Origin of the sequence: Frigoribacterium sp. CFBP 13707 (assembly GCF_014842245.1) — a bacterium.
In the GTDB taxonomy this organism is placed as follows: Bacteria; Actinomycetota; Actinomycetes; order Actinomycetales; family Microbacteriaceae; genus Frigoribacterium; species Frigoribacterium endophyticum.
This window is the reverse complement of sequence record NZ_JACYVL010000003.1, coordinates 133670-156580: the sequence shown is the minus strand read 5'-3', so window position 1 is coordinate 156580 and position 22911 is coordinate 133670. Positions and strand designations below refer to the sequence as shown.

The following is a 22911-nucleotide window of genomic DNA, read 5'->3' as shown; positions in this document are numbered from 1 at the left end:
GGGCGACGCCCTTCACGGCTCCTCCTCATGCGACTCCCGACGCGTTCATGGACTCGTCATCGGGAACGGACAGGGTGCCGACGTCTGATGGGGGCACGTCACCACGACAGCCACAGGAGGCACCCCATGGACCACCCCGAGCGCGACGAGAACGCCCGCACCGACGCCGTCACGGACGACGTCCGCCAGCCCGCCCCGACGACACAGCCCGCCCCGACGCCGTCGGCCGCCGGCGACGGCTCGCCGACCGCCCACGTCCTCCCCCACGTCACGGGCTCGTCGGACGCCCGGTACGTCTCCGCGGCCCGCCCCGTGGCCGACGACGGGCACCAGTCGTACGACGCGGCTCCCGGCTCGGCCGTCCCGCCCACCTTCGCCGGGCCGGGCGCGTCGCCCGTCGCCGCGGCGGGCCGTCGACGCTCGCGGCGCTGGCTCGCGCTGACCGGGGCCGCCGCCGCGGTCGTGCTCGTGGCCGGCGGCGCCGGTGCGGGAGCCTGGGCCGTCGGCCGCACGGCCGGCGAGGCCGCCGCGGCCTCCGCGGCGGCCCAGCGGCAGGCGCTCGAGCTCGCTCCGCAGCTGCTCGGCCCCCGCTCGGGCAGCACGGGCGGCTCGGGGAGCGCTCAGGGCGGCACCGGCAGCGCGCTGCCGGGCGACGGGACACAGGGCGGGACGGGCACGACCGAGTCGTCGGCCGTGCCCGCGACGGAGGCGGAGACCGCGGGCGTGGTCACCATCGTCTCGACGCTGAACTACGACGAGTCGTACAAGTCGGCCGGCACGGGCATGGTCCTCACGGCGAACGGGCTCGTGCTGACCAACAACCACGTCGTGCAGGGGTCGACGAGCATCCAGGTGACCGACGAGGCCTCCGGGCGGACGTACACGGCCGACGTCGTCGGCACCGACGCGACGAACGACGTCGCCGTGCTCCAGCTGCGCGACGCGAGCGGGCTCACCCCCGTGACGTTCGACGACTCGGGCGACGTCGCCGTGGGCGACGCCGTGCACTCGACGGGCAACGCGGGCGGCACCGGAGACCTCGTGACGGCGACGGGCACCGTCCTGTCGACCGACGAGTCGATCCAGGTCCAGAGCGAGTCGGGCACGGGGACGGAGTCGCTGACCGGGCTCATCGAGCTCCGGTCGGACGTCGTCTCGGGCGACTCCGGCGGGCCCCTCCGCGACGCCTCCGGCGACGTCGTCGGCATCGTGACCGCCGCCTCCTCGGGGACCACCCCGATCACGGGCTACGCGATCCCGATCGACGACGCGCTCGACATCGCGCGCCAGATCGAGTCCGGCACATCGAGCTCGACCGTGCAGATCGGCCTCCCCGCCTTCCTCGGCGCCGAGATCGCCAGCACCGCCACGGGCGGCGTCGCCGGCGTGCCGATCGCCGGCACGGTCGACGGGAGCGCGGCGGAGTCGGCGGGCCTCGTCGCCGGCGACGTGGTGACGGCCCTCGACGGCACGCCCGTGACCACGGCCCAGGCCCTGACCGCGGCGGTGACGGCGCACGCCTCGGGAGACCGCGTGACGGTCACCTGGACCGACGCGACGGGCGCCTCGCAGACCGCCACGGTCACCCTCGGGGACGGCCCCGCGGCCTGACCCGTGCGGCACCGCCGGCGCGACGCCGTGGTCGCCCTCCGGGGCGACCACGGCGTCGCGTCGGCGTGTGCGGCGTGCGGTGAGCGGTGAGCGGCGTTCGGTGGGCGGCGTGCGGTGGGTCGCGTGCGGCGCCGCCGGCGCCTCAGCTCGCGGGCAGCGCGTCGAGGGCCGCGAGCAGGCGGCCCGGGCCCACCACGTCGGCCCCCCGGGCCCGTACCCTGTCGCCGAGCTCGCGGTCGGCCGTCACGACGACGACCTGTCCGCCGCCGGTGCGCAGGCGGTCGACGACCTCGACGATCGCGGCGTCGCCGTCGGCGGGCGCCCGCACGACCGTGACGGGGTGGGCCGCGGTGCCCGAGGTGCGGGCCTCGGGGCCGTCGGCGGTCTCCGCCGCGCCCCGCGCCTCCCCCTCGAGGACGACGGTGACGTGCGGCCACCAGGAGGTCGCGGCGCCCGCCCCGGTCGGGGGCTCCGCCAGCACGAGGTCGGCCGGCAGGCCCGTGCGGGCCGCGGCCGAGAGCGCCCCGAGGAGGCGCGTGGCGGCCCCGGCACGGTCGCGCCACCAGCCGTCCGGGCGAGAGCCCACGACGTTGGCCGCGTCGACGACGAGGTGCGGGGCGAGGTCGAGCTGGGCCTCGAGCCCCGGCCAGGACGCCGCGAAGCCGGGGTGCAGCGGCAGGGCCGCGACGTCGGCGCGGGGCACCCAGGCGAGCTCGATGCTCTCCGCGTCGGAGATCACGGCCTCGAACGGCCGCTCGACCCGGGCCACGACGGTCGTGTACGACCACGGCGGCACCTCGAGCACGGACTCGAACACGAGCCGCAGGGCGTCGCCGGGCACGGCGGCCTCCTCGCCGCTCTCGCGGAGGGCGCCCTCGACCGCGGTCTCGTCGAACTGGCGGGCGCCGCCCGGCAGACCCCAGGTGCCGCCGTGGTGGCTCCACTCGACGCGGTGCTGCAGGAGGACGCGGTCGTCGGCGTCGACGACGAGCAGGCCGGCGGCGCCCGCTCGGCCCCAGAAACGTCGGCCGTCGGAGGTCTCGACCCAGCCGTCAGCGGCTCCGTGGATGGTCACCCCGCGAGCTTGCCACACGCCGCCGGGAGCGGACCCGGCGAGGTGGCGGGCACGACCCATCCGATCCGGCGGAGGCTCCGAACGAGAACCCGGGGGCTGGTCCGGAACCCGATGTCGGACCATCCCCCACCCTCCCGCCCGGGGCGGGGACGACGAGGTCGCCGCCCGGGGCCGGGCCAGGGCCGCTGGTCGACGCGTCAGCCGGGCGTTCCGTGGAACGATCGGGCGGCCGCCACGGCCTAGACGAAGCGGATGGACTGCTGCAGTCGCTCGCGCACCTCGAAGACGTCGCTGATCGAGGTCCGGTCGCCGAGCTCGGGCCCGTACGTCAGGACGTGCGCCAGCAGCGACCGACGCAGCACCCAGGTGGAGCCGCGTCGACCGCGGCCGACCTGCTCGAGGGCCGGCGGGAAGTCGTCGTCGGGCACCACGATCAGCTGGTGCGTGAACGAGACGCGCGTGGCACGTCGCACGGCGCGGGCCTGGCGGGTGAGGTCGCGCACGGGCTGCTCGTGCTCGGGCACGCCGCTGCCGACCAGCTCGCCCCGGGAGACGACGAGCTCGCTCCCCCAGTCGGACGACTGGACGGCGAACAGGCCCGACGGGCCGAGCACGACGTGGTCGAGCTTGCCCTCGTCGCCGGCGTCGACGTCGCTCCAGATCGTGTAGCCGATGCCCAGGCCGGTGACCACGGCCACGGTCGCCTCCTCGGCGAGCGCGTCCGCCAGGACGTGGCGGATCTCGGGCGGGGCGGTGCGGACGAGCTGCTCGTCGTAGGGGTCGTCGAGGGGCACGCCGCGACCGACCCACTCCCGCATGAGGTCGAGGTACCGCTCGCGGTTGGCGCCTCCGGGGTGGCCGTGCACGCGGGCACGCGGCTGGGAGCCCGTGCGCGGAGCGTCGCGGGCCGGAGGGGCCCAGCTGAACGGGGCGCCGCCGGCGGTGCCGGGCCCCGGGGCGCGGGACCCTGACGTGGCGGGGCCGCGGCGGCGGTCGTAGGCGGCCCGCGCCTCCGGAGTCCCGACCTGCTCCCAGGCGAGCTGGAGGGAGCGGAAGGCCGCCGCGCTGCCGCCGAGGTCGGGGTGCGTCTCGCGCGCGAGGCGGCGGTAGGCGCGGCGGAGCTCGTCGTCGCTGACGCCGGCGGGCACGCCGAGCACCTCGTACGGGGTCGCGGAGGCGGGGCTGGGCGTCACCTGACGGACTTTACCGGGAGGGGCCTGAACCGCGGGTCCCGGCCCGCCGGGAGGCGGCTGGGCGTCGCCAGGGGCCGTCCAGAGCCGCCGCGTACCGTCGGGCGCGACCCCGTCGAGAGAGGAAGACACGATGACCACACCGGTCCGCACCGTCATGAGCCCCGCCCGCTACGTCCAGGGGAAGGACGCGATCACCCGCCTCGGCGAGTTCGTCGCCGCCATCGGCTCGTCGCCCCTGATCGTCTCCGACGACGTCGTCTGGGGACTCGTCGGCGACGCCGTCGAGACGAGCTTCGGCGGCTCGGAGCTGCGCGTCGAGAGGGTCGGCTTCGGCCGGTTCGCGACCCCGGCCGCCATCGACGAGCTCGCCGGGCAGATCCGGTCGACCGAGGCCGACGTCGTCGTCGGCATCGGGGGCGGCAGCGCCATCGACGCGGCGAAGGCGGCGGGCCACCTCGCCGGCGTCCGGTGGGTGAGCGTGCCCACGGTCGCCTCGACCGACGCCCCGACCTCCGCCCTCGCCGTCGTGTACTCGGAGGAGGGCGAGTTCCTCGAGTACCGCTTCTTCCCCCGGAACCCGGACCTCGTGCTCGTGGACACCCAGCTCGTCGCGAACGCCCCGGAGAAGTTCCTGGTCGCCGGCATCGGCGACGCCCTGGCGACCTGGCTGGAGGCGCGGGCCTCGTCGCGGGCCCACGCCACGACCATGGCGGGCGGCCTGGCGACGAAGACGGGCGTGGCGCTGGCCCAGCTGTCGTGGGAGATCATCCACGAGAACGCGTTCTCGGCCCTCGAGGCGGTGCGCGACCACGTCGTCACGCCGGCCCTGGAGGACCTCGTCGAGGCGAACACGCTCCTCTCGGGCCTCGGCTTCGAGTCGGGGGGCCTCGCCGCCGCCCACGCGATCCACAACGGGCTGACCGCGGCTCCGCAGACGCACGGCCTCACCCACGGGCAGAAGGTCAACGTCGGCTCGATGACGCAGCTCGTGCTGGAGGGCGCTCCCCGTCAGGAGATCGAGGAGTTCGTCGTCTTCACCACCCGCGTCGGCCTGCCCAACACCCTCACCGAGATCGGGCTCTCCGTCGACGACCACGACGAGCTCCGCGCCGTGGCGGAGGCCGCCACGGTCGAGTCGGAGACGATCCACTCGATGCCCTTCCCCGTGACGGCCGACGACGTCGTCGCGGCGCTCACCGCGATCGAGCGGCTCTCGCGGAGCATCCGCGCCCAGGCCGGCCTGCCCGAGCCCGTCGCGTACGTCGCTCAGCACTAGCCACGCCGACGACGAGGGGCCCCCTGCTCAGGCAGGGGGCCCCTCTCGTGCGTCGGCTGGACGGACGGGCGCGCAGCCTGCGCGGTGCGTCAGGCGGCCCGGGCGGAGCGGGCGACGCGCCAGGCCCGCCAGCGCAGGTGCAGCCGGCGGCCGAGCCGTCGCACGGCCTGCGTGACCCGGTGGGCCGCGGGGAACTCCGTGCCGAGCACGGCCACCCCGACGAAGACGATCAACCACCCCGGGCCGGGCAGCGGGACGAGCACGAGCCCGAGGGCCACGACGAGGAGGCCCACGAGCGCGACGAGCACCTTGTAGGCGACGCGGAGGCGCGGCCACGCGTCGAGGCGGGCCCTGGCCGCGACGTAGCGGTCGCGGGCCCGGGCGCGTCGGGTGCCGGAGGCGGTGGTGCTGCGGGTCGACATGCCCCGACGGTAGGCGGTCGGGCTGGCAGGGCCCGCCGTGCCGCCTGCCAAGCGCCTGGGCACGCGGGGGTCAGCGGGCCCGCGGGCCGGCGCAGGTGGGGATCAGGCACCAGCTGTGAGCGGTCACCGGCCCGAGGGCGTAGCCAGGAGCCATGGACTACACACATCTGGGACGCACGGGGCTGTCCGTCTCGAGGGCGGTGCTCGGCACGATGAACTTCGGGCCGCAGACCTCCGAGGCCGACTCCCACGCGATCATGGACCGCGCCCACGACCTGGGCGTCAACTTCTTCGACACGGCGAACGTCTACGGCTGGCAGAAGGGCGAGGGCGTCACCGAGCAGATCATCGGCCGCTGGTTCGCCGGCGGCGGCGGCCGCCGCGAGAAGACGGTGCTCGCCACCAAGCTCTACGGCGACATGAGCGACTGGCCGAACGGCGGGAAGCTCAGCGCGCTGAACATCCGGCGGGCGCTGGACGAGAGCCTCACGCGGCTGCAGACCGACCACATCGACCTCTACCAGTTCCACCACGTGGACCGGGAGACGCCGTGGGAGGAGATCTGGCAGGCGATGGAGGTGGCCGTGCAGCAGGGCAAGGTGCTCTACGCCGGCAGCAGCAACTTCGCCGGCTGGCACATCGCGCAGGCGCAGGAGGCGGCGAAGGCCCGGCACTTCACCGGCCTCGTCAGCGAGCAGTCGATCTACAACCTCATCGTCCGCGACGTCGAGCGTGAGACCCTGCCGGCGGCCCGCGCCTACGGCCTGGGCATGATCCCGTGGTCGCCCCTGAACGGCGGCCTGCTGGGCGGAGTCGTCCGGAAGGCCGACCAGGGCGTCCGGCGCCTCGAGGGCCGGGCGGCCGAGTACGTGGCCGAGCACCGCGAGCAGCTCGAGCGCTACGAGGCCCTGGCCGACGACCTCGGCCACGCCCCGGGCGAGCTCGCCCTGGCGTGGCTGCTGCACCAGCCGGGTGTCACCGGGCCCATCACCGGCCCGCGCACGATGGAGCAGCTCGAGTCGGCCGTCGCGGCCGTCGACATCCGACTCGACGACGACGCCCTCGGGCGTCTCGACGAGATCTTCCCCGGGCACCGCACGGCGCCCGAGGACTACGCGTGGTGAACAGGAGAACAGCATGAGGACACGGACCATCGGAGACGTCACCGTCAGCGCGATCGGCCTCGGGGCGATGCCCCTGTCGATCGAGGGCCGGCCGGAGGAGAAGCAGGCGGTGGCGACGATCCACGCCGCCCTCGAGCAGGGCATCACCCTGATCGACACCGCTGACGCCTACCACCAGCCCGGCGCGCACGAGGTCGGCCACAACGAGTCGCTCGTCGCCCGGGCGCTCGCGAGCTACCACGGCGACACGTCGGACGTGCTCGTCGCGACCAAGGGCGGCCACCTCCGCCCCGGGGCCGGCGACTGGTCGCAGAACGGCGACCCGGCCTACCTGAAGGAGGCGGCACGCGCGTCCGCGCAGCGCCTCGGCGTCGAGACCATCGGCCTCTACCAGTTCCACCGACCGGACCCGGCCGTGCCGTACGCGGACTCGATCGGCGCCCTGGCGGAGCTGCTCGACGAGGGCGTGATCCGCATGGCGGGCATCTCGAACGCCGACGTCGACCAGATCCGCCTCGCGAACGAGGTGCTGGACGGCCGTCTCGTGTCGGTGCAGAACCAGTACTCGCCGGCCTTCCGGTCGAGCGAGGTCGAGCTGGCCCTCTGCGACGAGATGGGCATCGCCTTCCTGCCGTGGAGCCCCCTCGGCGGCATCACCGACGCGGCCGAGCTCGGCTCGAAGCACGCCGTCTTCGCGGAGATCGCGAACGCGCGGCGCCTCAGCCCCCAGGTGCTGACGCTCGCCTGGGAGCTCTCGAAGAGCGAGCTCGTCGTGCCGATCCCCGGCTCGCGACGACCGCAGACCATCATGGACTCGGCGACGGCGGCCACGGTCAAGCTGTCGGCCGACGAGATCCAGCGGCTCGACGCCGCGGCAGGAGGAGAAGAATGAGCGACCCGCGCACGAACCCCTACGACAGCATCTCGGAGGTGCCGTCGTTCACGCTGACGAGCACCGACCTGGTCGACGGCGGCGTGCTGTCGACGCCGCAGGTGAGCGGCATCTTCGGCGCGGGCGGCGAGGACGTCAGCCCGCAGCTCTCGTGGTCGGGCGCCCCCGAGGGCACGAAGGGCTACGCGGTGACGGTGTACGACCCCGATGCCCCGACGGCGGCCGGCTTCTGGCACTGGGCGGTGGCCGACCTGCCCGCGACGACGACCTCGCTGCCCTCCGGGGCCGGTGACGACGACGGCTCGGGACTGCCCGAGGGCGCCTACCAGCTGCCGAACGACGCGGGCCTCCGCCGCTTCCTCGGCGCGGCACCGCCGCAGGGCCACGGGCCGCACCGCTACTTCGTCGCCGTGCACGCGCTCGACGTCGAGACGACGGGCGTCGACGCCGGCGCCACTCCCACGCTGCTGGCCTTCACGATCCGCGACCACACCCTGGCGCGCGCGGTGGTGCACGCCACCTGGGAAGCGGCCTAGCCGCACACGGGCCCTCGCGGCCCGCTCGAGGAGGCGCGACCCGGCACCCGGCCGGGTCGCGCCTCCTCGTGTCCGTGGCCGAGCAGCGCTGGTGGTCGGGCCGCCGCTCAGTGGTGGGGGTTGCGCATCATCACCGGCCGCTGGTCGGGCAGCAGGCCGGCCATGCCGTCGGGCAGCACGTGCTCGGCCAGCTCGCCGCTGAGCGGGCGGGCCGGGGCGAACCCCGACGGCGACCGGTGCACCTGACCGTGCAGCCGCAGCCCGCCCGACGCCAGGCGATCGGAGACCCCGCGGGCCCAGGTCGAGACGGCGAGGTCGTCGAGGTCGGACTCGAGGGCCCGCTGCCAGACCAGCGCCAGGCCGCGCGCGCGACAGGCCGACGCCTGGTCGCGGAGCAGCCGCTCGAGCACGTCGACGTCGCGGCCGTACGGGAGGCGGGGCTGGCCGCGGAGGCGCAGCACGCTCTGGCAGGGCTCGCGCGCCACGTCGACGAGGACGACGTAGAGCAGGTCCTCGTCGCAGGGCTCGTCGCAGACGACGGCAGCCCACTCCTCCAGGGTGGTGGCGGAGTCGCGGTCGGGCAGGCGGGGGACGGTTCTCTCGGTGGGGGTCATGCCGACCACCGTGGCGGCCCGGAGCCGAGGGAGGCGGTGGCCGGCGCGCGCCCTGGGGACCACCCGCGCGGCGCCCCGGTGTGGAGGGACGCCCCTCAGCCGCCCTGGGGAGAGACCGCGGGGCCTGCCTACGCCTGCCCGGCCCCGGCCCCGGCCCCGCGCCGCCGGTGCTCGGCGTCGACGGCGTCCGCCCGCAGCTCGGCGAGGCGGGCGCGACGGGCCACGCGCTGCAGCACCGCCGCGACCACGGCGGCGAGGACGACGAAGGCCCCGTACGCACTGAGCACGGCGTCGAGCCCGTCGACGGGGACGAACACGCCGGCGAGCACGCTCGGCACGCCGAACGCCAGGTAGCTCGCCACGTAGACGCTCGACAGCACGCCGGCCCTCGCGTCGACGGGCGCCTCCACGAGCACGAGCCGCAGCGCCGCCTGGAACCCCGCGCCGAACCCGACGCCGCCGACCACGGCCGCCACGACGAACAACGGCACGGAGGCCGTCCAGAGCGCCGCGACGATGCCGATCGGCCCGACGACGAGGGCCACGACCCCGACGCGCAGCGCCTTCGCGGCGTCGACGCGCTGGATGGCGAGCCCCGTCAGCGCCCCCGAGCCGGTGAAGAGCGCGATCGCGGCCCCGGTCAGGGCCGGGCTCGACACGTCGAAGGTCGTCCGCAGGATCGTGCCCGCGAAGGCGAGGAACATGCCGCCGAGGCCCCAGCTCGCGATCATGCAGCCGACGACCGCGACGAAGATGCGTCGCGCCTCCCCCGGCACCGTGACGGTGGGCACGAGCGACCGCAGGGCCCCGGAGGCGCGGGGCACGCGCTCGGGGACGAACGCCACCGCGACCCCGCACGCCACCATCGCGGCCGCCAGTACGAGGAAGACGAGGCGCTCGGGCAGCGGCCCGAACTCGACGAGGAGCCCGCTGGTCAGCGCCCCGACGGTGAGCGCGACCGGCGGGGTCACGCCGTTGAGGAAGGCCGCGAGGGCGGGGCGGGAGGCCGGCTGGTGGTCGATCATGCCGGCGCCGAGGGCCCCGGTCGCGAGGCCGATGGCGAGGCCCTGGAGCACACGGGCGACGACGAGCGCCAGGTCGCCCGTGGCCACGGAGAAGACGAGCATCGCCGACACGGAGACCGCGAGGCCGGCCAGCACGAGGGGCCGACGCCCGACGTGGTCGGAGAGCCGGCCCGCGGTGAGCAGGGTCGCCAGCAGGCCCGCGACGTAGACCGCGAAGACCACCGTCAGCGCGAGCGGCGAGAGCGACCACTCCTCCTGGTAGATCGGGTAGAGCGGCGACGGGGCCGAGCCGCTCGCGACGAGCACGAGCAGCGTGAGGGCGTACACGACCAGCCCCGCCGACCCTCCGCCACCGCGGCCGCCGGGCCGCCGAGAGGCGCGGGGGCGGGGGACGCTGCCGGTGGCGGGCTGGGCTCGTTCTGTCGTCTGCACGCGGAGGGCCAACCGCCCGGCCCGCCCGCGTGTTCCCGGCGCAGACTGGTCGGGTGACCACGACCGCCCCGCCCACCGTGACCTTCCCCGACGGCCGCACCGCCCCCGCCCTCGGCCAGGGCACCTGGTACCTCGGCGACGACCCGCGCCGCCGCGCCGCCGAGCTGGAGGCCCTCCGCACCGGGCTCGACCTCGGCCTCACGCTCGTCGACACCGCTGAGATGTACGGCGACGGGGCCGCGGAGGCCCTCGTCGGCGAGGCGATCGCCGGCCGCCGCGACGAGGTCTTCCTGGTCAGCAAGGTGCTGCCGGGCAACGCCAGCCGCCGCGGCACCGTCGACGCCTGCCACGCGAGCCTCCGACGCCTCGGCACCGACCGTCTCGACCTCTACCTGCTGCACTGGCGGGGCGGCCACCCCCTCTCCGACACGGTGGAGGCGATGGAGGCACTGGTCGAGGAGGGCGCCATCGGCGCCTGGGGCGTCAGCAACTTCGACGTCGACGACCTGGACGACCTGGCCGTGGCGACCGGCTCCGGCGGCCCGGCCCGCGCCTCCGGCCCCCAGACCGACCAGGTGCTCTACAACCTCGCCCGCCGCGGCCCCGAGTTCGACCTGCTGCCCCGGCTGCGCGCCGACGGCGTGCCGCTGATGGCGTACTCCCCCGTCGACCACGGCGAGCTGCTCGACCACCCGGTCGTCGTGTCGGTCGCCCACGACCTCGGCGTGACGCCGGCCCAGCTGGCGCTCGCCTGGGTGCTGCGCCTCGCCCCGGACGTCTGCGTCGCCGTGAAGGCCGGCAGCGCCGCCCACACCCGCGAGAACGCGGCGGCGCTCGACGTCGACCTCGACGACCAGGCGTTCGTGCAGCTCGAGCGGGCCTTCCCCGCCCCGACCGCGGCCGTACCGCTCGAGGTGCTCTGACCCGCGACCGGTCCGCGACCGGCCCCCGACCGACCCGACCGACCCGGCCCGCGTCGGCGACGCCCGGTACACTCGGCCCATGTCGGTCGTGCGCGAGTTCGGGTCGGGCGCGGCTCTGCTCGGCCGCGGGCTGCGCCTCTGGGGCACGTCGCCGCGCCTCATGCTGCTCGGTGCCGTCCCCGCCGTGATCGTCGGCCTCGTCTTCGTCGGGCTGCTCGTGCTCGTCAACGGCTACGCCGACGACGTCGCCGTGGCGCTCACCCCGTTCGCCGACTCGTGGCCCGAGTGGGAGGCCCAGGTCGTCCGCCTCGTCATCGGCCTCGCCGTGGCGGCCCTCGCCGTGCTGCTCGCCGTGTTCACCTTCACCGCCGTGACCCTGCTGGTGGGAGACCCGTTCTACGAGAGGATCTGGCGGCACGTCGAGCGCCGCGAGGGCGACGCCCCGGCCGACCTCGGCACCGGGTTCTGGCGGGGGCTCGCGAAGAGCGTCGGCGACTCGCTGCGGCTGCTGCTCGCGACCGCCTCGATCGGCCTCCTCCTCTTCGTCGGCGGCTTCGTGCCCGTCGTCGGGCAGACGGTCGTGCCGGTGCTGGCCGCCGTGACCGGCGGGTGGTTCCTCACCGTCGAGCTGACCGGCTTCGCGTTCGACGCCCGCGGCCGGACCCTCCGCGAGCGGAGGCGGGCGCTGGGCCTCCGACGGGCGCACACGCTGGGGTTCGGCACCGTCACCTGGCTCTCGTTCCTCGTGCCGTTCGGGGCCGTGCTCGTGATGCCGGCCGCCGTGGCGGGGGCGACGCTGCTCGCGCGGGAGGCCGACGCCGCCGCCCGCGGCGCGGCACCCGCGGTGTCCGCACCGCCCACGCCGCCGTCTCCGCCCACCCCGCCCGTGCCGACCGCGCCGCCGAAGGGCCGAGCGGGCTGACGCCCGGCCGGGCGGCCTGCCAGACTCGGTGGCACCACGCCCGCCGACGAAGGAGTCGCCCCGCATGAAGATCGACAAGGCCGAGGTGGTCGTCACCAGCCCCGACCGCAACTTCGTGACCCTCAAGCTCACGACCGACGACGGGGTCACCGGCCTCGGCGACGCCACCCTCAACGGCCGCGAGCTCGCGGTCGTCGCCTACCTCTCCGAGCACGTCGTGCCGCTCCTCCTCGGCCGGGACGCAGCCCGCATCGAGGACACCTGGCAGTTCCTCTACCGGAGCGCCTACTGGCGGCGCGGCCCCGTCACGATGGCCGCGATCGCCGCCGTCGACGTCGCCCTCTGGGACATCAAGGCGAAGGTCGCCGGCATGCCGCTCTACCAGCTGCTCGGGGGCGCCTCCCGCACCGGCCTGCTCGCCTACGGCCACGCCTCCGGCATGGACCTCCCCGAGCTGTTCGACAGCGTGCGCGAGCACCAGGAGCAGGGCTACCGCGCGATCCGCGTGCAGACCGGCGTGCCCGGGCTCACGTCGATCTACGGCATCGCCTCGAACGCGACCTTCGACGCCAACGCCGGGGTGCGCTACGACCACGAGCCGGCCCAGCGCGGAGCCCTGCCGAACGAGGAGGACTGGGACACCCGCTCGTACCTGCGCCACGTGCCCACCGTCTTCGAGGCCGTGCGCGCCGAGTTCGGGCCGGAGATCCCCCTCCTGCACGACGGCCACCACCGCATGACGCCGATCCAGGCCGCGTCGCTCGGCAAGAGCCTCGAGCCCTACGACCTCTTCTGGCTCGAGGACGTCACGCCCGCCGAGAACCCCGAGGCCCTGCGCCTCGTGCGGCAGCACACGACCACGCCGCTCGCGATCGGCGAGATCTTCAACACCGTCTGGGACTACCAGCAGATCATCCGCGAGCAGCTGATCGACTACGTGCGGAGCGCCGTCACCCACACCGGCGGCATCACGCACCTCAAGCGGGTGCTCGAGTACGCCGCGCAGTACCAGATCCGGTCGGGCATGCACGGCCCGACCGACATCTCGCCGGTGGGCATGGCGGCGGCGATGCACCTCGGGCTGTCGATCCACAACTTCGGGATCCAGGAGTACATGCAGCACGGCTCGCGGACGGACAGCGTCTTCCGGCAGTCGTTCACGTTCGAGGGCGGCATGCTGCACCCGGGCGAGCAGCCGGGGCTCGGCGTCGAGCTCGACGTCGACGAGGCCGGGAAGTACCCGTACGAGAAGGCGTACCTGCCGTACAACCGACTGGCCGACGGCACCGTCCACGACTGGTAGCCCCGGGGAGGCGCGGGTCGGGTCAGGTGCCCGCGTAGGCGGCTCGCAGGTCGTCGACCACGAGCCGGCCCATGCCCATCATGGCCGCCATGGCCCGGGCCGCCCCCTCCGGGTCCGGGCCGCCGAGGGTCTCGCCGAGGGCGCTCGGGACGATCTGCCAGGAGAAGCCCCAGCGGTCGGTGAGCCAGCCGCAGCGGCCCTCCTCGCCGCCGTCGGCGACGAGGGCGTCCCACAGGCGGTCGAGCTCGGGCTGGTCGGAGACCGGCACCGAGAACGACACGGCGTCGGAGGGGGCGTGCCCCGGCCCGCCGTTCAGCCCCTGGAAGCCCTGGCCGTCGAGCTCGAACTCGACCACGAGCGCCTGGCCGGCGAGGGCCGGGTCGGGGAAGTCGTCGGGGTACCGGGAGACGTCGGTGACACGGGAACCGGGGAAGAGCGAGACGTAGAACGTCGCGGCGGCCTCGGCCTCGCCGTCGAACCAGAGCACGGGGGTGATGCGGGGCACGGTGCGCCTCCTCGGTCAGGGGCGGCAGCGTCGTCGCCGCCGCGTGCCGCCCACCGTACCGCCGCCCCGCTCAGCCGACCAGGGCCTCGATCGGGCCGCGCACGAAGTAGACGAGGAACCCCAGCGACACGATCCAGAGCAGCGGGCTGATCTCGCGCGCCTTGCCGGAGGCGGCCCGGACGATCACCCAGCTGATGAAGCCGACGCCGATGCCGTTGGCGATCGAGTAGGTCAGCGGCATGGTGATGATGGTGAGGAAGACCGGCAGGGCGACGGAGAAGTCGGTCCAGTCGACGTCCTTGATCTGCGAGACCATCAGCGCGCCCACGATGACGAGCGCGGAGGCGGCCACCTCGAGCGGCACGACCTGCGTCAGCGGCGTGAAGAACATGGCGAGCACGAAGAGCAGGCCGGTGACGACCGAGGCCGCGCCGGTGCGGGCGCCCTCGCCGATGCCCGAGGCCGACTCGACGAAGACCGTGTTCGACGACGAGCTGGTGGCCCCGCCGGCGATCGCGCCGACGCCCTCGATGACGAGCGCGCTCTTCAGGCGGGGGAAGGTGCCGTCGGGGCGGGCGACGTCGGAGGCCTTGGCGAGGCCGGTCATCGTGCCCATCGCGTCGAAGAAGTTCGTGAAGACCAGCGTGAAGACCAGCATCACGGCCGAGAGGACGCCGATGCGGGCGAAGGCGCCGAAGCTGATGTCGCCGATGAGCGACAGGTCGGGCAGGGCCACGATCTGGGTCGGCATGACGGGGGCGTTGAGGTTCCAGTCGTCGAGGTTCTGCCCGTTCGACGTCGGCACCTGGAAGATCGCCTGCAGCACGATCGCGATGACCGTGGTGGCCACGATGCCGATGAAGATCGCCCCGCGCACGCGGCGGGCCATCAGCACGCCGATCACGACGAGCCCGATGACGAAGGTGATGGTCGGCAGCGTCGCGACGGAGCCGGCGGAGCCGAGCTGCAGGGGCGGCGACGCGGAGCCGCTGGTGCGGACGAAGCCGGAGTCGACGAGCCCGATGAACGCGATGAAGAGGCCGATCCCGACCGTGATCGCCGTCTTCAGCGCGGCGGGGACGGCGTTGAAGATCAGGCCGCGGAGGCCGGTGACGGCGAGGATCGTGATCACGAGGCCGTTGATGACGACGAGGCCCATCGCCTCGGGCCAGGTGACGTCCTGCACGACGGTGACCGCGAGGAACGAGTTGATGCCGAGGCCGGCCGCGAAGGCGAACGGGAGGCGCGCCACCGCCCCGAAGAGGATGGTCATGACGCCCGCGGTGAGGGCGGTGACGGCGCCCACCTGGGCGTTCTGCAGCCAGCCGCCCGCGACGTCCTGCGCGGCCTGGTCGGCGCTGAAGCCGCCGAGGATCAGCGGGTTGAGGATGACGATGTACGCCATCGTCACGAAGGTGACGACGCCGCCGCGGATCTCGCGGGCCCAGCTGGAGCCGCGGGCCGTGACCTCGAACCAGGAGTCGAGGCGTCCGGCGACGCCGGAGCGGGGTGCCGGCGCGCCCGTGGGCGCGGACGACGACGAGACGGGAGAGGACATGGCGGCGGCTCCGGTGGTGCGGGGGACGGTGCGGGCACGCGCTCGGCTCTGGGCGCTCTCCCAGCTTACGGGGCCGTGACGTGTCCCCCGTCGTCGGGGCGGTCGACGGGGTCGTCCTCGCCGACGACGGCGGCGACCATCGCGGCCACGACCTCGACGTCGGCCAGCTCGGCGGGCAGCACGACGGGGACGCGGCGGCCCGCCACCTCGACCCAGGTGCGCAGGACGACGGGCGTGGCCCGCGCCTCCGGCGTCCGGACCGCGAGGCCGTCGAGCCAGGGGCACTCCGTCTCGATCCAGCGGGTGTGCACGGTCGGGGCCTCGTCGCCGGGCGGGGCGAAGGCGGGGTCGTCGAGGAGGCGGCGGTGGAAGGGCGCGGAGGTCGCGGGGCCGTCGACGACGAGGTCGTCGAGGGCGCGTCGGGAGCGGCGCACCGCCTCGTCGCGGTCGCGGCCCCAGACCGAGAGGGTCATCAGCAGCGAGTCGCGGCCGGGCGGGACGTCGTCGCCGGGGGCCACGCCGGCGTCGACGCGGACGCCCGGCCCGCCGGGGAACTCGAGACGGGCGACCGGGGCCGGAGCCGGCAGGAAGCCGCGGCCCGGGTCCTCCGCCGTGACGCGGAACGAGAGGGCGTGCCCGAGCACCGGCGGGGCCGCGGCGACCTCGAGGGGCCGCCCGTCGGCGAGCAGCAGCTGCTGCCGGACGAGGTCGACCCCGGTCGTCAGCTCGGTGACGGCGTGCTCGACGGACAGCGCCGTGCCGACCTCCAGGAAGGACACCTGGCCGGACTGCGAGACGAGGAACTCCACGGTGCCGGCGCCGCGGTACGAGACGGCCCCGCAGACGGCCGTGCTGACGTCGACGACGACGGCCAGCTGCTCGTCGGTGAGGAAGGGCGCCGGGGCCTCGGCGAGGAGCTTCTGGTGCCGGCGCTGCACCGAGCACTCGCGCGTGCCGACGACGACGACCCCGCCCTCGCCGTCGCCGAGCACCTGGGCCTCGACGTGCCGGGGCCGGTCGAGGTACTGCTCGACGAAGCACTCCCCGCGGCCGAAGACGGCGACGGCCTCGCGCACCGCGCTGTCGTGCAGGTCGGCCACCTCGTCGAGGCGACGCGCGACGCGGAGCCCCAGGCCGCCTCCCCCGTTCGCCGCCTTGAGGGCGATCGGGAGCCCGTGGCGCTGGGCGAACGCGACGGCCTGGTCGGGCCGCCGGACCGGCCCGGAGGTGCCCACGACGAGCGGGGCGCCGACCGAGTCGGCGAGGGCGCGCGCGGCGATCTTGTCGCCGAGCACCTCCATCGTCGCCGGGTCCGGGCCGACCCAGGTGAGCCCGGCGGCGACGACGCGGCGCGCGAACTCGGCGCTCTCGGAGAGCGGGCCCGCGCCCGGGTGCACCGCGTCGGCGCCGCTGCGCACGGCGGCGTCGAGCATCGCCTGCATGTCGCGGTAGGCGTCGGGGCGACCGACCGGGGGCGTGCCGACGGCGGTGCCGCCGCCGGGCGAGCCGCCGCCGGGGCCGACGGCCGGGGCGGCGTCGACCGCCGAGCCGGCGTCGAGCGCGTCGACGGGCTCGAGCGCCCAGGCCTCGTCGGCCGCGCGCACGTGCAGGGCGGCGGCGTCGTCGGCCGTGTAGACAGCGACCGAGGGCAGCTGGAGGTCGGCGCAGGCGCGGGCGATGCGCACGGCGACCTCGCCGCGCTCGGCGATGAGGAGCTTGATCACCGTTCCGTCCCCCGCTCGGCCGCGAGGCGCTCGTCGAGGTGGTCGTCCTGCCGGTCGCCGCGGCGGCCCCGCCCGAGGTCGGGCCCGGGCACCACCCGGAACCGCACGCGGGCACCGATCGGCACCTGGGCGGCCCGGTCGAGCTGGTCGCCCACGACGCACGCGACGACCGGGTAGCCGCCCGTCACCGGGTGGTCGGCCATGAAGAGCACGGGGTGGCCGGAGGGCGGCACCTGCAGGGCCCCCGACACGGTCGCCTCGCTCGGCAGCTCGGCGGGCAGCCCGTCGGCGACGAGGCGCTCGAGGGGCCGCTCGCCCTCGAGCCGCAGGCCGATGCGGTTCGACTGCGCCGTGACGGTGAAGCGCTGCTCGGTCAGCAGCTCGACGGCCTCGGGCGTGAACCAGTCGTCCCGCGGCCCGAGCACGACGTCGAGGAAGGTCACCTCGTCGGGCGCCGAGACCGTGCGCTGCACGTCGGGCGCCGCCGCGGCGACGCTCTCGGCCCAGGCGCGGCCCACCGCGAGCTCGTCGCCGGGGCGCACCCGCTGCGGGCCGAGCCCGGCGAGCACGTCGCCCGAGACGCTGTCGAGCACCGGCTCGGCCTCCCAGCCGCCGCGGACGGCGAGGTACGAGTAGACGCCCCGGGGAGGCGCCCCCACGGTGAGCACGTCGCCGTCGTCGAGCGCGAACGCGGCGCCCACCACGGCAGGGCGCGGGCCGGCGGGCCCGGTGACCGTGATCGGCACGGGAGCGCCCGCCACGGCGAGCACGAGGTCGCCGCGCGCCGTCGCCTCGAGGCCGCCGTAGGCCAGCTCGAGGGCGGCCGAGCCGGTGGCGGCGCCGACGAGGCGGTTCGCCTCGCGGAGCGCCCGGTGGTCCATCGCGCCGGAGCGGGAGACCCCGAGGCCGGAGCGGCCGGGCCGGCCGAGGTCCTCGAGGATCGTGTGCGGGCCGGGGCGGTCGACGACCAGGGCCCGGTCGGGACGGGGCGGCGGCGCGACCGGCGACGACGCGGCCCGGGCCGACGCGGAGCGCACCACGGCCCCGTCCGCCGGCGCCACGGCCGCGTCGGGCCGGTCGCCGGTGCTCGCCGTGACGTCGACGAAGCGCACCCGCATGCCCGGCTGCAGCAGCGCGGGCACCCGCTCGGCGAGGTCCCAGAGGGCGACCTCGGTGCGGCCCACGATCTGCCAGCCGCCCGGGCTCTCGCGCGGGTAGACGCCGCAGAACTCGCCCGCCAGGGCGACGGCCCCGGCGGGCACGTGGGTGCGGGGCACGGCCCGTCGCGGCACGGCGAGGGCGGGGTCGCCTCCGGAGAGGTAGGCGAAGCCCGGCGCGAAGCCGGTGAAGGCGACGGTGTGGACGGCGCCGGTGTGGCGGCGGACGACCTCCTCGACCGTCAGCCCGCTGAGCTCGGCGACCTCCGCGAGGTCGTCGCCGTCGTAGTGCACCGGGATCTCGACGAGGCGCCCCTCGGTCGCGGCGTCGCGCGAGCTCGGCAGCGACCGGATCACCGAGAGCAGGGAGGTGACCGGCAGCAGCGCGGGCAGGAAGCGGACGGCGACGGTGCGCGGCGCGGGCACGACGTCGAGGATCCCCGCCACGGGCTGCGCGAGGAGCGCGCCGAAGAGGGCCAGCGACTCGTCGAGGTCGGCGGTCTCGATGAGGACCCCGTCCGTGCCGAGGGGCAGGATGCGCGGCTCCCGCGGGAGGCCGCTGTGCCGGTCAGCGGAGCCGGAGCGGTCGTCGCCGCTCACGCCGACGCCCCCGGGACGGTGACGAAGGAGCGCAGGGCGACCCCCGCCTCCTCGAGGCCGGTGCGCACGGCACGCGCGACCTCGACCGCGTCGGGCGAGTCGCCGTGCACGCAGACCGTGCGCGCGTCGACCTCGACCTCCTGGCCGTCGACGGAGGTGACCCGCCCCGTCTCGACGAGCTGGAGGACGCGGTCGCGGATCTCGGCGGGGTCGTGCAGCACCGCCCCGGGCTCGCGACGGGGCACGAGCTCGCCCGACGCCGTGTAGGCGCGGTCGGCGAAGGCCTCGGGCACGGTGACGAGTCCCGCGGCGGAGGCGCGGCGGAGGAAGGCCGACCCGGCCAGCCCCACGACGGCGAGCGCCGGGTCGACCCGCAGCACGGCCTCGACGACCGCGTCGGCGTGGGCGGCTCCGCGGTCGTCGTCGCGGGCGATGGTCGTGTAGAGCGCCCCGTGCGGCTTGACGTACCGCACGGCCGTGCCGGCGGCCCGGGCGAGGCCGCCGAGGGCGCCGACCTGGTACGCGACGTCGCCCACGAGCTCGGCGGGCGAGGCGTCGAGGTAGCGGCGCCCGAAGCCGGCGAGGTCGCGGTACGACACGTGCGCGCCGACGACGACACCGCGCCGGTGCGCCTGCCCCACGACCCGCAGGAGCGACTCGGGGTCGCCGGCGTGGAAGCCGCAGGCGACGTTCGCGCTCGTGACGACGTCGAGCAGGGCCTCGTCGTCGCCCAGGGTCCACCGGCCGAAGCCCTCGCCGAGGTCGGCGTTGAGGTCGATGGTCGTCATGGTGGGGCCTTCCGTGCGGCGGGGCCGTCGGTGGGGGGCGGGGTGGGCGGCGTGCGGTGCCGAGCGCCGGGCGGCCGCGGTGGTCAGCCCGGTCGGTCGGCGTCCACCGTACCGGCAGGCACGGCCGCGCCCGGTGGGAACGCGCTCAGCCGGCCCGCCGCACGAGCAGGGCCCGCGTCACGAGCGGCACCTGGAGCGGCAGGCGCACGAGGGTCACGACGCGGCGCACGCGGGAGGCGCGGGCGCTGTGCAGGGACCGCGTCGCCATCGACACGTTGGCCGGGAACACGGCGACGAACAGGGCCGCGGCGAGCGCGCCCCCCATGCGGCGGGTGGGGCGGGAGGCGAGCGCCGCGGCGACGACGAGCTCGGCGACCCCGGAGGAGACGGTCCAGAAGCGGGCGGGGCCGGGCATGCTGCGCGGCACGACGGCGTCGTAGGTGGCGGGCGCGACGAGGTGGAGCACGCCGCTCCCGCCGAGGGCCGCGGCGAGCAGGCGGGCCGTGCGCGCGGCGGAGGCGCGCTCGGTGCGGGCGGCGGCGGTGCGGGCGGGGCAACCGGGGCGGGGGCGTCGGGGGCTCATGCGGTCCATCTTCCTCGCCCGCGACTCCTCGGTGCCTGTCCCGGGCCCGCCCCGTGCCTGCTCCGCGCCCGCCCCGTGCCCGGGGCGTGCTCAGACGGCGGGGGTGCGGCCCGAGCCGCCGAAGCGGATCGAGACGTCGAGGCGCCACGCCTTCGGCTCGCCCGTGACGTGGGTCGTGCCGACGAAGCGCAGCCGATCGCCCGCGCCGAGGCTGAGCACGCCGTGGACGTCTTCCCGGCCCTCGAGCCAGAAGGCGATGTCGTGCTCGTCGAGCAGGTCGTCGTCGACGGTCGCGCCGAACGTGGCCCCGTCGAACTTCAGGGGCACGTCACGGAAGTGCAGGCGGGGCGGGGCGTCCGACCAGTCGACGTCGGCCGGCAGGCGCTCGGCGACCACGGTGGCGTCGACCACCCCGTCGCTCCCGAGCGTCACGGACGAGGCGCGCAGGTCGATGCCGAGGTCGTCGCCGTCGACACGGAATCGGTTCTCCACCCCGCCCACGCTAGCGGCGCGGCCCCGTCTCGTCACCTGTGCCGTCATGACGGAATGGGGGCGGAGCCCGCGGGGTTGGCGCTGAGCATGGAGAAGAGCATCGGGTTCCTGTCGTTCGGGCACTACCAGGACGTCCCCGGGTCGAGGACCCCGACCGCCCGGGAGGCGCTGGTCCAGTCGATCGAGCTGGCGGTCGCCGCCGAGGAGATCGGCATCGACCAGGCGTCGGTGCGCGTGCACCACTTCGCGAGGCAGCTGGCCAGCCCGTTCCCGCTGCTGGCCGCCATGGCGGCGCGGACGAGCCGCATCGAGCTCGGCACCGGCATCATCGACATGCGCTACGAGAACCCGCTCTCGATGGCCGAGCAGGCCGCGGCCGCGGACCTGATCAGCGCGGGTCGCCTCCAGCTCGGCGTGAGCCGGGGGTCGCCCGAGAGCTCCCTGCGCGGCTACGAGGCGTTCGGCCACGTGCCCGCCGACGGCGAGACCGACGCGGACATGGCGCGTCGCCACACCGCGCTGTTCCGCTCCGCGATCGCGGGCGACGCGGTCGCGACGAGCGACCCGCGCATGACGGGCTGGTCGAGCCCGCTCGCGATCGAGCCGCTCTCCCCCGGGCTCGGCGAGCGCATCTGGTGGGGCTCCGGCACCCGCGCGACGGCGACGTGGACGGCCGAGCAGGGCATGAACCTGATGAGCAGCACCCTCCTGACGGAGGACACCGGCGTGCCGTTCGACGAGCTGCAGGCGGAGCAGATCGCGCTCTACCGCGAGGCGTGGGCCGCCGCCGGGCACGCCCGTGAGCCGCGCGTCTCGGTGAGCCGCAGCGTCATCCCGATCACGACCGACGAGGACGTCCGGTACTTCGGCGTCCGGGCCCAGCAGGACTCGCGCGACCAGGTCGGCCTGCTCGACGGGGTGCAGTCGCGCTTCGGCAAGAGCTACGTCGGCGAGCCCGACGTGATCGCCGCGCAGCTCGCCGGGGACGCGGCCGTCCGGGCGGCCGACACCGTGCTGCTCACGGTGCCGAACCAGCTCGGGGTCGACTACAACGCCCGGCTGCTGCGCACGGTGGCCGACCACGTGGCGCCCGCGTTCGGGTGGGCCCCGGCGCACGTGGCGACGCGCCCGCGCTGACCGACGCGCGGGCGGGCAGTGCGGGCACGTCGCGCGGGCACGCCGCGCGACACGGCGACGAGGTGCCCCGCCCTGTGGTCTCCGGGAGTCGGAGGCCGCAGGACGGGGCACCTCGGTGAACCAGCGTCGGCGCGTCAGCCGCCGATCGGCGTCAGGTCGACCGGGTTCGGCGGCACCGGCAGCGAGCCGCGGATCTGGTTCTGCGCCTGGCACTGGCTGGTGCAGTTGGTCGCGCCCGCGCTCAGCTCGATCGCGTCCTCGCCGAGGACGCCGCCGAGGCGGCCGCCGGGCTGCACGAGCCACTTCGTGACGGTGCCGCTCTGGAACGTCTTCGTCGCCACCTGCGGGCTGTCCTTGCCGAGCAGCATCTGGTGCGCCCCGGCCCCCGAGGTGACCGCGTCGACCCCGTCGCCGAAGTTGACCTTGCCGGTGTACTGGTTGACGAAGTAGAAGACGCCGGGCGCGAGGGTGTGCACGTACTCGACGGGCGCGGCGAACTCGGCCTCCATCTGGAAGATGCCGCCCTGGGCGCCGTCCTTCGCCTGGATCTTGAACTTGCCCGCCGACGTCGAGAAGAGCAGCGTCACGGTGTCGTCCTTGACCTCGAGGGACTTGATGGTCGCTCCCGCCCGCTGGGCCGGCGTCAGCGTCGGCACCTTGGAGGCGAAGACCACGGTGGGCCGCGTCACCATGCGCTGCGTGTCGGGCGCGCCGGTGAGCGTGTAGTCGTAGACGCCGAGGGTCGCGACGTCGACGTCGAAGCCGTTGTTCACGCCCCGCACCGCGATGCGGGCGGACGGCGCGAGGTCGGAGAGCTTGAGGCTGCGGCCCGGCGCGGGGTCGTAGGTGGTGCCGCCGACGGTGACGGCGTAGTTCCCGCCGGCGCTGGTCTTGCCGGAGGCGCTGGCCGGGGCGGCCGACAGGGCGAGCGACCCGGCGACGACGGCGGCGACGAGCACCGCGGCACGGGCGGAGCGGAGGAGTGACGAGGGCATGGTGGGGGCCTTCCGAGGAGGGTG

At 75.5% G+C, this 22911-nt stretch carries 22 protein-coding genes; 9 read left to right on the top strand and 13 right to left on the bottom strand.

Features of this window, described 5'->3' with window-relative positions:
• Positions 1–126 precede the first annotated feature (126 nt).
• Positions 127–1611 (top strand): S1C family serine protease, encoded by a 1485-nt coding sequence (locus tag IFT45_RS07710; RefSeq protein WP_192127576.1) that lies wholly within the window; start codon positions 127–129, stop codon positions 1609–1611.
• Positions 1612–1753: 142 nt separating this feature from the next.
• Here the strand turns inward: IFT45_RS07710 and IFT45_RS07705 are convergent, their stop codons facing one another.
• Complete coding sequence (locus IFT45_RS07705; RefSeq protein WP_371810907.1) at positions 1754–2686, bottom strand: NUDIX domain-containing protein; 933 nt, start codon at positions 2684–2686, stop codon at positions 1754–1756.
• A gap of 239 nt (positions 2687–2925) precedes the next feature.
• Positions 2926–3879 (bottom strand): nuclease-related domain-containing protein, encoded by a 954-nt coding sequence (locus IFT45_RS07700; protein ID WP_185232781.1) that lies wholly within the window; start codon positions 3877–3879, stop codon positions 2926–2928.
• 130 nt (positions 3880–4009) lie between these two features.
• Between IFT45_RS07700 and IFT45_RS07695 the strand changes: the two genes are divergently transcribed.
• Positions 4010–5155 (top strand): glycerol dehydrogenase, encoded by a 1146-nt coding sequence (locus IFT45_RS07695; RefSeq protein ID WP_185232783.1) that lies wholly within the window; start codon positions 4010–4012, stop codon positions 5153–5155.
• 89 nt (positions 5156–5244) lie between these two features.
• On the opposite strand, the gene IFT45_RS07690 is transcribed toward IFT45_RS07695, so the two are convergent.
• Positions 5245–5577, bottom strand: coding sequence for a PGPGW domain-containing protein (locus IFT45_RS07690; protein ID WP_056055136.1), 333 nt, complete (start codon positions 5575–5577; stop codon positions 5245–5247).
• A 152-nt stretch (positions 5578–5729) separates the two neighbouring features.
• On the opposite strand from IFT45_RS07690, the gene IFT45_RS07685 reads away from it, so the two are divergent.
• From IFT45_RS07685 to IFT45_RS07675, 3 genes are read left to right on the top strand one after another with little or no spacing between them, the layout of a single operon-like run.
• The gene (locus IFT45_RS07685; RefSeq protein ID WP_167259276.1) at positions 5730–6701 is read left to right on the top strand and encodes an aldo/keto reductase; all 972 of its coding nucleotides are present in this window, start codon (positions 5730–5732) and stop codon (positions 6699–6701) included.
• 13 nt (positions 6702–6714) lie between these two features.
• On the top strand, positions 6715–7593 hold the full coding sequence (locus IFT45_RS07680; RefSeq protein ID WP_192127572.1) for an aldo/keto reductase: 879 nt from the start codon (positions 6715–6717) through the stop codon (positions 7591–7593).
• Positions 7590–8129 (top strand): YbhB/YbcL family Raf kinase inhibitor-like protein, encoded by a 540-nt coding sequence (locus IFT45_RS07675; RefSeq protein ID WP_056055145.1) that lies wholly within the window; start codon positions 7590–7592, stop codon positions 8127–8129. Before IFT45_RS07680 ends, IFT45_RS07675 begins: the two co-directional genes overlap by 4 nt.
• A 107-nt stretch (positions 8130–8236) precedes the next feature.
• Here the strand turns inward: IFT45_RS07675 and IFT45_RS07670 are convergent, their stop codons facing one another.
• Both IFT45_RS07670 and IFT45_RS07665 read right to left on the bottom strand, forming a co-directional pair.
• Positions 8237–8743: a hypothetical protein gene (locus tag IFT45_RS07670; protein ID WP_056055146.1), complete on the bottom strand. Its 507-nt coding sequence runs from the start codon at positions 8741–8743 to the stop codon at positions 8237–8239.
• A 128-nt stretch (positions 8744–8871) separates the two neighbouring features.
• Positions 8872–10095 (bottom strand): MFS transporter, encoded by a 1224-nt coding sequence (locus IFT45_RS07665; RefSeq protein WP_371810906.1) that lies wholly within the window; start codon positions 10093–10095, stop codon positions 8872–8874.
• Positions 10096–10253: 158 nt separating this feature from the next.
• Between IFT45_RS07665 and IFT45_RS07660 the strand changes: the two genes are divergently transcribed.
• The 3 genes from IFT45_RS07660 to manD all read left to right on the top strand — a co-directional run bounded on the left by IFT45_RS07660 (position 10254) and on the right by manD (position 13348).
• Positions 10254–11123, top strand: coding sequence for an aldo/keto reductase (locus IFT45_RS07660; protein WP_056055154.1), 870 nt, complete (start codon positions 10254–10256; stop codon positions 11121–11123).
• 79 nt (positions 11124–11202) lie between these two features.
• Positions 11203–12045, top strand: coding sequence for an EI24 domain-containing protein (locus IFT45_RS07655; protein ID WP_192127567.1), 843 nt, complete (start codon positions 11203–11205; stop codon positions 12043–12045).
• A gap of 64 nt (positions 12046–12109) precedes the next feature.
• On the top strand, positions 12110–13348 hold the full coding sequence (gene manD, locus IFT45_RS07650; protein ID WP_192127565.1) for a D-mannonate dehydratase ManD: 1239 nt from the start codon (positions 12110–12112) through the stop codon (positions 13346–13348).
• Positions 13349–13370: 22 nt separating this feature from the next.
• Here the strand turns inward: manD and IFT45_RS07645 are convergent, their stop codons facing one another.
• The 7 genes from IFT45_RS07645 to IFT45_RS07615 all read right to left on the bottom strand — a co-directional run bounded on the left by IFT45_RS07645 (position 13371) and on the right by IFT45_RS07615 (position 20755).
• Positions 13371–13853, bottom strand: a complete 483-nt coding sequence (locus IFT45_RS07645) for a VOC family protein (protein ID WP_056055159.1) — start codon at positions 13851–13853, stop codon at positions 13371–13373.
• Between the two features lie 70 nt (positions 13854–13923).
• Positions 13924–15411 carry an NCS2 family permease gene (locus IFT45_RS07640; protein ID WP_167259285.1) on the bottom strand — a complete coding sequence of 496 codons (1488 nt, stop codon included), beginning with the start codon at positions 15409–15411 and terminating at the stop codon, positions 13924–13926.
• Between the two features lie 65 nt (positions 15412–15476).
• A complete protein-coding gene (locus IFT45_RS07635) occupies positions 15477–17135 on the bottom strand; it encodes a biotin carboxylase N-terminal domain-containing protein (protein WP_192127564.1) in 1659 nt (552 codons plus the stop codon).
• Positions 17132–18892, bottom strand: a complete 1761-nt coding sequence (locus IFT45_RS07630; protein ID WP_371810905.1) for a carboxyltransferase domain-containing protein — start codon at positions 18890–18892, stop codon at positions 17132–17134. Before IFT45_RS07630 ends, IFT45_RS07635 begins: the two co-directional genes overlap by 4 nt.
• Positions 18889–19680, bottom strand: coding sequence for a LamB/YcsF family protein (locus tag IFT45_RS07625; RefSeq protein ID WP_192127562.1), 792 nt, complete (start codon positions 19678–19680; stop codon positions 18889–18891). Before IFT45_RS07625 ends, IFT45_RS07630 begins: the two co-directional genes overlap by 4 nt.
• 145 nt (positions 19681–19825) lie before the next feature.
• Positions 19826–20263, bottom strand: coding sequence for a hypothetical protein (locus tag IFT45_RS07620; RefSeq protein ID WP_192127560.1), 438 nt, complete (start codon positions 20261–20263; stop codon positions 19826–19828).
• Positions 20264–20353: 90 nt separating this feature from the next.
• Complete coding sequence (locus tag IFT45_RS07615) at positions 20354–20755, bottom strand: hypothetical protein (RefSeq protein WP_056055167.1); 402 nt, start codon at positions 20753–20755, stop codon at positions 20354–20356.
• Positions 20756–20842: 87 nt separating this feature from the next.
• Here IFT45_RS07615 and IFT45_RS07610 point away from each other — a divergent pair, with 87 nt between their 5' ends.
• Positions 20843–21892, top strand: a complete 1050-nt coding sequence (locus tag IFT45_RS07610) for an LLM class flavin-dependent oxidoreductase (RefSeq protein ID WP_192127558.1) — start codon at positions 20843–20845, stop codon at positions 21890–21892.
• Positions 21893–22026: 134 nt separating this feature from the next.
• On the opposite strand, the gene IFT45_RS07605 is transcribed toward IFT45_RS07610, so the two are convergent.
• A complete protein-coding gene (locus IFT45_RS07605; protein ID WP_192127556.1) occupies positions 22027–22887 on the bottom strand; it encodes a hypothetical protein in 861 nt (286 codons plus the stop codon).
• Positions 22888–22911: the final 24 nt, after the last annotated feature.

Coding starts and splice junctions, on each gene's coding strand:
- IFT45_RS07690 (WP_056055136.1), bottom strand. CDS start 5,577: ATGTCGACCCGCAGCACCACCGCCTCCGGCACCCGACGCGCCCGGGCC.
- IFT45_RS07605 (WP_192127556.1), bottom strand. CDS start 22,887: ATGCCCTCGTCACTCCTCCGCTCCGCCCGTGCCGCGGTGCTCGTCGCC.
- IFT45_RS07675 (WP_056055145.1), top strand. CDS start 7,590: ATGAGCGACCCGCGCACGAACCCCTACGACAGCATCTCGGAGGTGCCG.
- IFT45_RS07685 (WP_167259276.1), top strand. CDS start 5,730: ATGGACTACACACATCTGGGACGCACGGGGCTGTCCGTCTCGAGGGCG.
- IFT45_RS07640 (WP_167259285.1), bottom strand. CDS start 15,411: ATGTCCTCTCCCGTCTCGTCGTCGTCCGCGCCCACGGGCGCGCCGGCA.
- IFT45_RS07610 (WP_192127558.1), top strand. CDS start 20,843: ATGGAGAAGAGCATCGGGTTCCTGTCGTTCGGGCACTACCAGGACGTC.
- IFT45_RS07710 (WP_192127576.1), top strand. CDS start 127: ATGGACCACCCCGAGCGCGACGAGAACGCCCGCACCGACGCCGTCACG.
- IFT45_RS07670 (WP_056055146.1), bottom strand. CDS start 8,743: ATGACCCCCACCGAGAGAACCGTCCCCCGCCTGCCCGACCGCGACTCC.
- IFT45_RS07695 (WP_185232783.1), top strand. CDS start 4,010: ATGACCACACCGGTCCGCACCGTCATGAGCCCCGCCCGCTACGTCCAG.
- IFT45_RS07680 (WP_192127572.1), top strand. CDS start 6,715: ATGAGGACACGGACCATCGGAGACGTCACCGTCAGCGCGATCGGCCTC.
- IFT45_RS07655 (WP_192127567.1), top strand. CDS start 11,203: ATGTCGGTCGTGCGCGAGTTCGGGTCGGGCGCGGCTCTGCTCGGCCGC.
- IFT45_RS07620 (WP_192127560.1), bottom strand. CDS start 20,263: ATGAGCCCCCGACGCCCCCGCCCCGGTTGCCCCGCCCGCACCGCCGCC.
- IFT45_RS07625 (WP_192127562.1), bottom strand. CDS start 19,680: ATGACGACCATCGACCTCAACGCCGACCTCGGCGAGGGCTTCGGCCGG.
- manD (WP_192127565.1), top strand. CDS start 12,110: ATGAAGATCGACAAGGCCGAGGTGGTCGTCACCAGCCCCGACCGCAAC.